This window comes from [Clostridium] ammoniilyticum, assembly GCF_025566905.1.
Lineage (GTDB): Bacteria > Bacillota_I > Bacilli_A > Erysipelotrichales > Coprobacillaceae > Faecalibacillus > Faecalibacillus intestinalis.
In genome coordinates, this window is record NZ_JAOQJR010000010.1 from 20,641 (window position 1) to 33,383 (window position 12,743).

The following is a 12,743-nucleotide window of genomic DNA, read 5'->3' on the forward strand; positions in this document are numbered from 1 at the left end:
TATGTCATAATAATAAACATGGAGGAATATCATGAAATATTATGCTGTAAAAAAAGGAAGACATCCAGGTATTTATACTACTTGGAAAGATTGTCAAAAAGAAATCGATCATTTTAAAGATGCTAAATTCAAAAGCTTTGATTCTAAAAAAGAAGCTTTAGCCTATTTAAAACAAAATAATCAAAAAAGTTCATTACATTCAAAACAAGAAACAACAAATCAAAGAAAACAAAATAAAGATAAAATATCATTAAGTAAAGATCAATATAAAGCTTATCAACAATTATTATCTGGAAATAATGTTTTTTTAACAGGTGGCGCAGGTACTGGTAAATCTTTTGTTTTACAACTTTTTATTAATGAAATGGAAAAACAAAATAAAAATGTTATTGTTTGTGCTCCTACCGGTATTGCTGCTATTAATATTCAAGGTGTTACTATCCATCGTTGTTTTCAAGTATCTCCAGAGCCTCAAGTAGTTAAACATATTAAAAAAGTTCCTCAAGTGGTAAAAGAAAGTGACATTATTGTTATTGATGAAATTAGTATGTGTCGTATTGATCTATTTGATTTTGTTGTAAGAACAATTATGAAAGCAGAAGAAAACTCATTATCTCGTAAACAAATCGTCGTTGTTGGAGACTTTTTCCAACTACCTCCTGTTACTACAGATAATGATTTAGAAGTATTAAAAGAAATTTATGAAAATTATCATAAAGGTTATGCTTTTGAATCAACAAACTGGCAAGATTTAAATTTTCAAACAGTTGAATTAAAACAAGTCATACGACAAAAGAATCCTGAATTTATTCATGAACTGAATAAAGCACGTATTGGTGATTATTCATGTGTTCATTATTTTAATACGCATTGTCAAAAGACTCTTTTTGAAAATGGTATTATTCTTACAGCAACTAATAGAAAAGCTGAACAAATCAATCATGATAGACTTTCCAAAATACCTTATAAAGCTAAAGTCTATCATTCAAGAATTGTTGGTGATGTTAAAAATTCTGATAAACCTACTCTAGATGAACTTCATTTAAAAATTGGTGCTCGTGTGATGGTTTTAATTAACGATACAGAACAAAATCTTTATCAAAATGGTTCATTTGGAAAAGTTTATAAATTAGAAGATGAAAGTGTTACTGTTATTTTAGATACAAATAAAACACTTGTGACCTTTGGTTATCATGAATGGGCCATAGAAAACTATGTACTTTCTAAAAGAAAAGAAGGAGATATTGAAGATAATCATTTATCTAAAGAAAAAGTAGGTGCTTTTTATCAAATTCCTTTAAAACTTGCTTACGCTATTACAATGCATAAAAGCCAAGGTCAAACTTATGATCAAGTCAATCTTATTCCTTATTCATTTGATAATGGCCAACTCTATGTTGCCTTAAGTCGTGTTAAATCTATTGAAGGACTTTGTTTAATTAATCAATTAAGACAAGAAAATCTTATTTGTAGTCAGGAAGTAAAAGACTTTTATCATATTGGTTCATCTAAATCAAAAGACAAGCTAATCTATGAGTTAGGTAAAAAAGTTTTAAATAGTCATTTAACTTATCCAAAAGAAATACAAGATTTAATTGAGTATATTCATAAAATGAGTTAATACGTAATCATTTAAATTCTTCTAAAAGCAAAAGAGAACTACGTCCGATAGTTCTCTTTTAGACTGTTGATAAATAACGATTGGCTAATTTTTTATAATACACTAACTTAATACAACCAATATTGCATTTTCTAAATAGCCAGAAGTATTTGGTGATCCAGTGCTGACGAATGCATTGTTGGACAGATTGCTTCATCACTGATTATTATAGCGTAGCTGACCAGTAATTCCGATTTATCCTGATCATCAATTCCGATACACCTGATCAACCATTCCGATTAGGCTGAACAATCATATAACATAGACTCCTTTTCTTGTAAAATTAAGGTGTAGATAGGCATCGCATCTACAAAATATTTTACAGGAAAGGAGTTTTTTATTTTGAAACAATATGAGGAAAAATATAAAGAGATTTTTAGGTATCTGTCACTGGGTATATCTAAAAATGAAATCTCTAAATTATTAAAGACTTCAAGAAATACAATTAGAAAAGTTGAAAATGCAGTTGAATCTTTAAGGTTGACTTGGAATGATGCAAGTTCTATGACAAGTGAAGAATTTGCCAATAAGTTATTTCCAAAATCAACTGATGATAATGACAATCTTCAACCTAAACCTGATTGTGAAATGATGTATCTTGAATTACAAAGACCTGGTGTAAACAAAATGCTATTATGGCAAGAATATTCCAATGAAGTGAGAGCCGCTGGAAAGATTCCACTTCAGTACTCTCAATTCTGTAATTACTTTAATCAGTATATCGAAAAAAACAAAGCAACGATGCACTTTGATCATAAGGTAGCTGAAAGAATTGAAGTGGATTGGGCAGGTACAACTGTTCCTATTGTTGATGAACTAACTGGTGAAGTAAGCAAAGGTTATCTTTTTGTCGCAACTTTGCCTTACAGCCAATATACCTATGTTGAACTTATGTGTGATATAAAACAAGAAAATTGGATCAATGCTCATGTTAACATGTTCGAATATTTTGGAGGAACAACACCTTTACTCATTCCCGATAATTTAAAAACAGGTGTTATAAAACATCCTAAAAATGATGATGCTATTCTAAATAAATGCTATCAGGAAATGGGAGACTATTATGATGTGGCTATTGTTCCAACACTTGTTAAATCACCTAAAGGAAAACCAAGTGTTGAAGGTAGTTGGTAAAGTAACGTCTTCTATAATTGCACGCCTTAGAAAAGAAGAATTTCATTCTGTTAAGGAAGCCAATATAAAAATAAGAAAATATCTTGATGAATTCAATGCAAGATCTTTTCAAAAAAGAGATGGTAGTCGCAAGGAAATATTTGAAAATGAAGAAAAAATGTTTTTAAGACCATTACCTAAAGAGCTCTATGAATTTGCTGTATGGAAAAAAGCAACAGTTCAGTACAACTATCATGTTGCTTTTGACAAAATGTATTATTCTGTTCCATATGAATATATCAAACAAAAAGTTGATATCAGAATAACTAAAAATATAATTGAAGTTTATTATAAACATCAGCGCATTTGTTCTCACAGAAGATTATATGGCTATCCCGGTCAATATTCTACCAATACAGATCATATGCCATTGAATCATCAAAAAGCTGGTGAATGGAATGGTGACAGACTTAGAAACTGGGCAAATAAGATTGGTCCTCATACCTATAAGGTCATTGATCAGTTATTAAATCATTATAGAGCGGAACAACAAGCATATAATGGCTGCAGATCGATTTTAAAGTTGGCAGACTCTTATTCATCTAGGCAGCTTGAAGAAGCATGTGAAATGGCACTTCATCATTTAGCTTTGCCCCGCTACAAGAATATTAAATTAATCATTGCACATAATCAAGATGTTAGAAAAACAATGGATGAAGAAACGAGTGATGAAAGCTATGCGATTATTAGAGGTTCATCATATTATGGAGAAAATGAAAATGAATAGAGATACATATGGCAAAATGTTATTATTAAGATTACCTGGTATGGCAAAAGCATATAAGGAACAGGTTGATTCAGCAGATATAAATGATTTGACTTTTGATCAAAGACTTGAACTTCTTGTTGATGCTGAAGTAGATAGTCAACATAATCATAGAATTGAAAGATTGATTGCCAATGCAAAATTCGTAGAATCTAAAGCATCTGTTACTCAAATCAAATACTATGCAGATAGACAATTGGATAAGAATCAGATTGTAAATCTTGCAACGAATGAATACATTAAAAAACAAGAAAATATTGTTATAGTTGGTGCTACAGGAAGTGGTAAATCGTATATTGCCTGTGCTCTTGGTGTAGAAGCCTGCAATGCAGGATTAAAAGTAAAATATGTAAGACTTCCGGATTTATTATCTGAATTAGAATTATCAAGAATCCAAGGAACTTACAGAAATAAAATAAGACAGTATGAAAGATGTGATCTTTTGATATTGGACGAATGGTTGTTGGTAACGACAAACAACATTGAACAACAAGATATTCTAGAAGTATTAGAAAAAAGATATCGAGTACATTCAACGATTCTATGTTCTCAATTTGATGTTGCAGGATGGCACAGTAAACTTGGCGGAGGTGCATTAGCTGACGCTATATTGGATAGAATTGTATCAAAATCACAAACAATAAAAATCAAAGGTGACAAGTCAATGAGAAGCAGATAAAAATAAGTCCTGGCTGGTATTATACAGTCAGGATTTTTAGATGGTCAGGTGCATCGGAATAATTGATCAACCTCATCGGAATTTAATGAAAAATAGCAGTTGATCAAGTCTATCGGAATAGTTAGTCAACCTAATCGGAATGAGTGATCAACTAGAGTGGAATAATCAATCACTGTTCAATATTAAACATAAATGGTCCATCATATAAGTTAAAGGATCAAATTCAATATATGACATATAACGATTAAAAAAGACTAAATAAAAATGTAAGAAAACCTACAAAATTATTTAGTCCAAAACCTACATTTTTATATTGACTTTTGCATCACAAAACTGCTTGGCAACATAAATATTTTTGATTTCATCGGTATTGATAATCATAGCAGGTTCTCCAATAAAATCTTAAGATTTTGTTTGGAACAGGAAATATGATGGTCAATATCAAAATCAATAACATCATTACTTTTATCAATGATGACAGGTAGAAAAGTATTTTCTTCTTCAAGAATCAAAGTCTTTTGTTTATAGAAGCTGGAAATACAAATATGATTATCGTTACAATACTTTTTAATTGTTAAATCACTTTGTTTCTGTGCTTCGATAACTTCCCTCCATTTTTCTTTTCCTCTCATTATCAAAAAAGATGCACCTCCTTATTAAGTACATCCTTATTGTATTGAATTCATCAATTATTTATAATCGCTTATTTATTTGACGCTTACTTTCCATATAGTTTTTGGAGAATATAAAAACTACAATATAGTTTATGGAGTCTCCACATTCTATATTGTAATTCCTAGAGTTCTATATTTTTATCCACTATTTTATTTGGCGCTTACAATATGGCATAATATGTTAAAAAGGATTATGCCTTTTCCAAAATTGCTATAAACTTCTTTTTAATAAGGTGAATTTGTCTTGAACATTGGATGATTTTCTACTAGTAAAGTACTTAACAACCTCTCGTTATTTTAAATTACCCACATAATTATAATATTTACTTATAGCCATTTTATCATTGCTACTCTTTTCAATCTTTTATGCAACTACAATTATTTCCTAATCTATTTTAAATCGTCGTATTCATAATCAATTTCTACTATCTCATCAGTTGATTTAAGAAACATTCCTTTTTTTGTTGTACGTCCCTGTTCAGAAAAGAGATATAAATTTTTTTTAGCACGTGAACAAACAACATATAATAATTTTTTTGTTTCACTTTCTCGATAATCATGGGATTTATTTATTATAGTATTCCAATGAGGAATATACCCATTTAATATTACAAACGCAATAACTGTAGTATATTCCTCACCTTTTACCCCATGAAACGTATTGATAACCACACCATCTTTTTCTTTAAAATATTGCTTAAAGGTATCAATATCTGTAGATAGTTTGTTCTTTTTTACTCTATCCTCAATCTTTGAAATGAAATCTTTATACGCCTTTTGTAAACTCAACTCTATTTTTAAATTAACACCTATTCCAATCAAAAAATCATTTATTGCTTTTTTTAAATATACTATACCATTTTCATCTACTTCAGATATAGAATTAATTATTTTCAAAATTTTATAACTATCTATTTTTTCAGATAAATAAATCTTATATTCTTCTGTTAAAATATCAATAATTTCATTTGCTATTTTCTTCCTTAAATGTATTTTTCTCCCAGGTTCAGTGAATAATAATTTTGAGGTCAAACAAAAGACATTCATTGGATCATATTTTATTGGTGTGATATCGGGTGCATCAAATTTTACATTTGGCAATAATTCTTTAATTTTCTTAGATAATGGAAAAAGTAGCCACCACTGCGGTGCAATAATACATATTTCCTTATCTGGAACACCTCGTGAAAGCTCTTTTTTTACGATATAAGCAATTTTTTCATACAAATCAGACTTAGCTATAGTATTATTATAAACCAAAATTCCATTCTCGTCCTTTATGTCTGAACTTGCATATATTTTCATACTTTTTGATTGAAAATTTGAATAATAATCAACTAAACGTTGCGTTGTACGATAGCAACCATCTAGCCTTTTTTCTTGGAAATTTACGCCAAACTCCTCTTGCAATTCATCACAGTTCTTTGCAACTCCACCAAGTCCCCCATATATAGCTTGATCTGTATCTCCCACGAATGTTACCTGTATGTTCTTGTTAGATTTTACAATACTGCTCAGTATTTTGTACTGAAGTTCATTTGTATCTTGATATTCATCAACCAAAATCGTTCTCACTATTCCTGAAATATTATCCGCAATAAACTTATTCTTATTTACTAAATCATAGGATATTTTTAAAATATCATCAAAATCTATCTCTTTTTCATTTAATAATTTTGTCTGATATTTCTTAAATATTTCCGGATATTCAAGTGGTTCATCATACCCAATATCAATTCCCAATTCTTCTATAATTTCTTTAGTATATTGTTTAGTAACATATTCATCTATAATATGGTACCCTTTTCGCAAACGATTATGATACATTGTATAAGGTCTAATAATAAATTCAAGACAAAATTGATGTATTGTTCCTACCCAAAACTTATCTTCAGCAATATCTATTTGTTCTAATCTTTCCTTAATTTCATCAGCAGCCCTATTCGTATAGGTTATCGCAATATTAAGTTTTTTTGAAGTATTATTTTTTTTGACAGAATATGCTAATTTATAGGTCAATGTTCTTGTTTTTCCACTTCCTGGACAAGCCTTAAGCAATATATTTTCTTCACTAACACAAACTTGCCTCTGTTGCTGATTTAATTTATCTAAAAAAGTTATGTTATCCATTATTCACATCAATCCTTACAATATTTTTCAACTTCTCTTAGGAATTTTGTAACAACATCGTTCTCATATTCGCTTTTAAATTTTTTTATAATCTCATTTTTTTCATCATTTGTTTTAATTTCTTTATTTTCTTTTTTCAAGTCTATTACTGTATTACCATCATATTTACTTAATGAATACTCTATCATTTTAAGAATAATATCTAATGAAATTACTTCTTTACTTGCAAACGCAATTGCTTCCAAAATATATTTTGGAATAGTAGTTGCATTATCAATGTAATTAGAAAGAGTGGTTGCATACCAACCCTTTCCCATATTTCCAGCTAATGTTAAAATTGTATTTGCACATTTTGCTTCTGTTCCAGATTTTAAATTTTTCTTATGTCTCTCAACTGTATCAGTATCAACATAATTTAATTCTATAACGTTACTGATATAGTCACTATTTGCACGTGTATCAGCTAATGCAAAATCAACTTCTAATGTATGTGGTGCAAAAAAAGACTTTACCCAAGGATTCGTACCATATAATTTTGTTAACTTGTCCTTCCGCTTTTGTCCTCTTTCCTCTGCTTCAGCTTTATAAAACGTACTTTCCTTTTCTACAATTTGTACATCTTCATCGGTAATAATAGCACATTTTCTCCTAATTCTTTCATTACCGAACAAACTAGCAATATATTCAAACGACACACTTCCTACATTAATCAAACCGATTCCAATTTCATCCAAAGATACCCCTAATGTCTTTTTGATAATATTTGGAATTAATATTTCCTCACCGTCTCCTTCCACTAAAACAACTCCTTTTGAAAAAAGTAAAACCGATCGTTTAGAATCCAAATATCGCTCAATGCAATCAGATAATTTTAAATTTTTTAACTTCAAATTTTGCTTTCCAAATTCATCAAGTCCCTGACTCGGTTGCATTGAAATACTATTACTACTAATGGATTTCATAATATTAATATTTTTTACTTCTGATACTTCCGCCAAATGGGTAGAGTGCGTTGTTGTTATAATTTGGGTATAGTCCTTTGTTACTTTTAATTTATCAAATAGCGTTCTCTGAATATGAGTATGTATATGAGCTTCCGGCTCTTCTATTATCATAATATTTATCAACTCTCGTGTTCTATTGATCTCATACTCTACAATTTTTAAAGCTATATAAATCATATTTAAATGTCCTAATCCCAAAGAATCTATATCATTTTGTTTTGATGGCTTCATAAATAAGTATCGTGACAAAGAATTAATATCATCTTTCAATCCAGATTGTAAAATTATCTCTGGCGAATAAACCATACCTATCATGTCAAGTAGTTTTTCATTGATTTTTCGCCCTACTAATTCAACTTGTTCCACTTTTGAAATAGAAATATTTAATTGAACAATTTCTGATTTAATTGTATCTAGCTCAGATTCTTTTATTAATGATTCAACAGATTCTATAATTCTTCTAATTGGATTTTTAGGCTTTCCCAATTCACTCGCAACATCACGCAATGCATCAATAAATACAACCGAAATGTGATCTTGTACATCAGCAATATTCAATTTACATCCTAAAATACTGTCATCGTCTTCATCAGGATTTGAACATTTTCCATTTTCTAAATCCCCAACAATTTTTGCATAAATATCATTATTTGTAAAATCAGTTTGTGCTCTACTTGTATAATAAAACTCATAATCTGATATTTTTATCTTTCTTCTCTCTTTCTCAAATTCAGCAGTATCTGTTATTTCACTTAATTTTTTTCTCACATGCTTTTGTGGGCGAATAAAAAGAGAAATAACACCAATATCATCTTCCCCGCTCTTTATATATGACTTTAAAAACTCTTCGTCCTCATTTTCTGGCACAATCCCAGCACAAACTTCTGTTTTCTTATCTTCAGAAGTAATTTTGCCAAATACTGCCGAGAGAATAATCCAATGCCCTTTCCAATTTTCTAACGAATCCGAAAAGTCATTTTCTTTTAATCTCTTGGTATTATAATAATATGTATCATCTAACAAAATTCTCAAAGCTGTCATTGCATTAGATTTTCCCGAATCATTTTCACCAATAACTGTATTAACTCCTTCAACAAAAGAAAATCGCGTAGATTTAAGATTTTTATAATTGACTATCTGTAAATATTTTAAAAACATAGTTCAATCCCCCTTTTGATAACAGGCGGTTCGAAAACTCCAACTCATTGATATACAAAGAATTTTCTTCCCGCTTTTTTTCTTACCCTCCCTCTTTTTTTCATAAAAAGCCTTGACTTTTTCATCATTTTTGCGGCGCTTCTCGCCCTTTGTTTAAGGTATTGGGAGGGCTTTGCTATGATACCTTATTTTCAATCTTATAATGATTTTATCAATCATCTTAATTCTCACTATATCTCTTATCGTCGACTGTTCGATTTCTCTCTTCTCAACGATGATTTCCAATCCGCTTTTTTTAAAATGATTTGGCTCGATGTTGACAATACTTTCGATATCTTGAGACCTTTATATTCTAATACTGGCAGACCAACTAAGAATCAAATTCAATTCCTTCGTTCTTTTATCCTTATGGCTCATTTTAAATACTTTTCTATTAAAAAATGGGTTAAAAGATTAAAAAAACATAATGCTTTGGCTATCATTTGTGGTTTTGATCCACTTGATGTCCCTAGTTTCAGTTCACATTACGATTTTATTCATCGTCTTTTTCTCAAAAAGAAATATTCTCGCAATGATTTTGTTTGCGAAAACAGACCCTATAAAAACATTGATACCAAGTCTAAACCTAAAAACGGCTCTAAACTTGAAAATTTCAATATGTCTGCCACTGATGAACCCCTTTACATTTTCACTGATAACAGTAACCCTGTTAATGAACTTGAAGAAAAAATCCTTCTTCAGCTTTTTAATGTTTTGGCTGTCAATTTCAGTTTCAACCATCATCTTATCGAAAATCATATTATCATTTCGGGTGACGGTACTTGTTTACATACCCACGCTTCCAAATATGGCACTAAGATTGATGATAGCCACAGATGTTATTCTGATCTTGATGCCAATATCGGTTGGGATTCTGATCTTAATACTTTCTACTATGGTTATACTGCTTATTCTATAAGCACCATCAATCACAAATACAATATCAATCTGCCTATGTTTTTGTCTATTGCATCTGCCTCTCAACATGATGCAATCACTTCTATGACAGCCTTGGCACAACTTTGTGCAGTTAACAATCTTATCTCTTTCGATCATTACTGCCTTGATTGTGCCAGTGATAATGTTGCAACTCATAAACTATGTTACTCTCTAGGCATATTGCCTGTTATCGACATAAACAAACGAAGTTCCAACAAAAATCTATATTTGCCTTATAAAGATATTTCAAAAAATGGCAGGCCTATTTGTGCTGCTGGATTTGAATGTATTCGTGATGGTTTTGAAAAAGCCAGAAACCGACATAAATTCAGATGCCCATTTGCTTTTAAAAAAGATAATTCGTGTCCTTTAAAAGATAAATGTACTAAATCTAAATATGGTTGTGTTTTTCAAATAAAAGTAGAAAATGATCTTCGACTGTTTGGGGTGATTTAATACAATTCCCAAAAGTGGAAGACCATTTACAAAGATAGAACATCCTGTGAACGTATGAACAATCGCATTCTCAACGATTATAAATTCAAGGACTGTTATATGCATGGAGAATCTCGCACTTTCTTCATGCTTGTAATGATTGGAATAAACATTCATTTTGATGCTTATCTCAAAGTTACATCTTTATAATAATCTATTTTTTTAAAAATTGCACTTCATTCTATTTTTTCTTGCGCTCTTTTTTTGAACGCTTTTTGTTTTAAAATAGGATTACATCATTCCCATCCTTTTTCTAACAAAATTATCACTTATTTCTCTCTAAGTTTTCAAACCTACTCATAATATTCAGTAGAATTTATTTGAATTATAACATACAGTATAATTATTTAATTAATAATTACTTTTTCTCATTAGAAATGAAACCCAATCCTATCACCTTATAATTTCTTTTTTATCTTTTCTTTCAAAAAATCTAACGTGTCCTGTGATTTCTTCCCATATACACTCTCAGGTATCTAAACCATTTTCCCTTGTCAATATCCATCTTCAAAAAAATCCACTATCTTCTTTACATTTTTTGTCTTACATGGTTCATTATCATATGCCTATCCACTAAAACAATCAAATTATCAAGATGATTGACCACCATTATTGGAATTTAATAAAAAAACAGCAATACTCATCCCAATTTGGAACAAGTAATCAATTGAGGTGAAAATAACCAATAATATTGGATACTTATTTTCTAACTAATAAATTCATCTTGAATAAAAAAATCAATAAATCATCAAATCAAAACAATTTTAATTATATTTTGAATTTTAATATTATCTTTAGCATTTATCACATGAAAAGAATAATTATTCTTTACTTTTATTTATTAACTTAATTAAAACCATATGATATATCTTTTTAAATAAAATTTGAATTTATAAAAGTAAAATTATGAGTTTTATATTTACAAAACTTAACGGATAATCATTACCTGTTTCAGATAGTCAATTAAGCTTATTAATAAAAAACGAACAAAACACTAAAATATTCCACTAGAATACCTTATTCAATTAAACGTTGTATTTAAATCATTTTTTATTTTTCGTTAATAAATATTGCCCATCTTCTTCTTTTTTTTCCACTTCATTTCCTTGTTGAATAATAGAAGTAATCAAATTATTCATACCACTTGTCAATTCATTTCCATCATATAAATATTTATTTATATTTTCTAAAATTGGTTGAATAATATTTACTGGTAGTACTTCATATGATGCATACATAAGATATAGTCGTCTTTCTCCTTCAATATAGTTTTTCTTTAAGAAATAATAAGTTGCTGCCATATTATGTGCTTCCTTTATACCAAGATCAGATGCCCGAATCATAAATTCACCGTAACAATCATAATTTTTTTCAATTTTCAAATATCTATCCATATATATTTTTAGCGTATCACACCATTTTTCTTTTCTTTCTTTCTCATTTTTGCAATCTAAAACTCGTTGTATATCTCGATCCATCATATTATTTTTTTGAATCAAATCAATTTTTTCGTTATCTATAATATATTTTAAATCATTTATTTTCTTTGTATATTTTTTTCTATATTCTAAACGTGTCAAATCAGCTATTTGTATTTCAAATCTATAAACACACTCAACAAACTTTTTTAAATTACAAAGATTCAACAAAGCTATTAAACATAATTATTCATCATCTTCATTTTCATTAATATGTTGTATAGTATTCCTATCCTCTATTAATTTTTCAATATTTACTCTGGTTTTTAAATTTGTTGTCACAATATTCTTACACCTATGAACAATAAGAGAAATAAGCGTCATATCCATATTATCAATAGAATAATTTTCTATTCCAATTTCCCTCATTTTTTCATAAGCAACTATAAATTTATCTTTATATTTTCCATTATTATCTATTTCTTTTTTCACATCATTTTAAAAACATGTTGCCAATCATCTACAATTACCATTTTCAAAAAATATTAATAAGTATGACAATTTAATTTTATAACATCAGCTACCCTATTCCTAATATTCAACTTACT

Annotated in this window: 10 protein-coding genes and 1 pseudogene; 6 read left to right on the forward strand and 5 right to left on the reverse strand. The window is 29.1% G+C overall.

Annotation, left to right across the window (positions count from 1 at the left end; genetic code table 11):
• Positions 1 to 31 precede the first annotated feature (31 nt).
• From OCV55_RS09845 to istB, 5 genes and pseudogenes are all read left to right on the forward strand, one after another.
• Positions 32 to 1,621, forward strand: coding sequence for a ribonuclease H1 domain-containing protein (locus tag OCV55_RS09845; protein WP_147580504.1), 1,590 nt, complete (start codon positions 32 to 34; stop codon positions 1,619 to 1,621).
• Between the two features lie 142 nt (positions 1,622 to 1,763).
• Positions 1,764 to 1,823, forward strand: a pseudogene (locus OCV55_RS14110) (ATP-binding protein); the annotation flags it as partial.
• Positions 1,824 to 2,002: 179 nt separating this feature from the next.
• The gene (locus OCV55_RS09850; RefSeq protein ID WP_267309898.1) at positions 2,003 to 2,794 is read left to right on the forward strand and encodes a hypothetical protein; all 792 of its coding nucleotides are present in this window, start codon (positions 2,003 to 2,005) and stop codon (positions 2,792 to 2,794) included.
• The gene (locus tag OCV55_RS09855) at positions 2,775 to 3,560 is read left to right on the forward strand and encodes a Mu transposase domain-containing protein (RefSeq protein ID WP_267309899.1); all 786 of its coding nucleotides are present in this window, start codon (positions 2,775 to 2,777) and stop codon (positions 3,558 to 3,560) included. Before OCV55_RS09850 ends, OCV55_RS09855 begins: the two co-directional genes overlap by 20 nt.
• Positions 3,553 to 4,278 (forward strand): IS21-like element helper ATPase IstB, encoded by a 726-nt coding sequence (gene istB, locus OCV55_RS09860; RefSeq protein ID WP_147580505.1) that lies wholly within the window; start codon positions 3,553 to 3,555, stop codon positions 4,276 to 4,278. The genes OCV55_RS09855 and istB overlap by 8 nt, the downstream gene beginning before the upstream one ends.
• Positions 4,279 to 4,655: 377 nt before the next feature.
• Here istB and tnpA read toward each other — a convergent pair whose 3' ends face one another.
• The 3 genes from tnpA to OCV55_RS09875 all read right to left on the reverse strand — a co-directional run bounded on the left by tnpA (position 4,656) and on the right by OCV55_RS09875 (position 9,244).
• Complete coding sequence (tnpA, locus tag OCV55_RS09865; protein ID WP_394802864.1) at positions 4,656 to 4,910, reverse strand: IS66 family insertion sequence element accessory protein TnpA; 255 nt, start codon at positions 4,908 to 4,910, stop codon at positions 4,656 to 4,658.
• 432 nt (positions 4,911 to 5,342) lie between these two features.
• On the reverse strand, positions 5,343 to 7,082 hold the full coding sequence (locus OCV55_RS09870; RefSeq protein ID WP_147580507.1) for a UvrD-helicase domain-containing protein: 1,740 nt from the start codon (positions 7,080 to 7,082) through the stop codon (positions 5,343 to 5,345).
• Positions 7,083 to 7,090: 8 nt separating this feature from the next.
• Complete coding sequence (locus tag OCV55_RS09875) at positions 7,091 to 9,244, reverse strand: ATP-dependent nuclease (RefSeq protein ID WP_147580508.1); 2,154 nt, start codon at positions 9,242 to 9,244, stop codon at positions 7,091 to 7,093.
• Positions 9,245 to 9,421: 177 nt separating this feature from the next.
• Here OCV55_RS09875 and OCV55_RS09880 point away from each other — a divergent pair, with 177 nt between their 5' ends.
• On the forward strand, positions 9,422 to 10,678 hold the full coding sequence (locus OCV55_RS09880; protein ID WP_147580509.1) for a transposase: 1,257 nt from the start codon (positions 9,422 to 9,424) through the stop codon (positions 10,676 to 10,678).
• A 1,082-nt stretch (positions 10,679 to 11,760) separates the two neighbouring features.
• Here the strand turns inward: OCV55_RS09880 and OCV55_RS09885 are convergent.
• Together OCV55_RS09885 and OCV55_RS09890 are read right to left on the reverse strand one after the other, a co-directional pair.
• Positions 11,761 to 12,297, reverse strand: coding sequence for a hypothetical protein (locus OCV55_RS09885; RefSeq protein WP_147580510.1), 537 nt, complete (start codon positions 12,295 to 12,297; stop codon positions 11,761 to 11,763).
• 84 nt (positions 12,298 to 12,381) lie between these two features.
• Complete coding sequence (locus OCV55_RS09890; protein WP_147580511.1) at positions 12,382 to 12,627, reverse strand: hypothetical protein; 246 nt, start codon at positions 12,625 to 12,627, stop codon at positions 12,382 to 12,384.
• Positions 12,628 to 12,743 lie beyond the last annotated feature (116 nt).

What these genes read in the sequence shown, in the direction of transcription:
- OCV55_RS09845 (WP_147580504.1), top strand. Translation starts at nt 32, where the DNA reads ATGAAATATTATGCTGTAAAAAAAGGAAGACATCCAGGTATTTATACT.
- istB (WP_147580505.1), top strand. Translation starts at nt 3,553, where the DNA reads ATGAATAGAGATACATATGGCAAAATGTTATTATTAAGATTACCTGGT.
- tnpA (WP_394802864.1), bottom strand. Translation starts at nt 4,910, where the DNA reads ATGAGAGGAAAAGAAAAATGGAGGGAAGTTATCGAAGCACAGAAACAA.
- OCV55_RS09870 (WP_147580507.1), bottom strand. Translation starts at nt 7,082, where the DNA reads ATGGATAACATAACTTTTTTAGATAAATTAAATCAGCAACAGAGGCAA.
- OCV55_RS09875 (WP_147580508.1), bottom strand. Translation starts at nt 9,244, where the DNA reads ATGTTTTTAAAATATTTACAGATAGTCAATTATAAAAATCTTAAATCT.
- OCV55_RS09880 (WP_147580509.1), top strand. Translation starts at nt 9,422, where the DNA reads ATGATACCTTATTTTCAATCTTATAATGATTTTATCAATCATCTTAAT.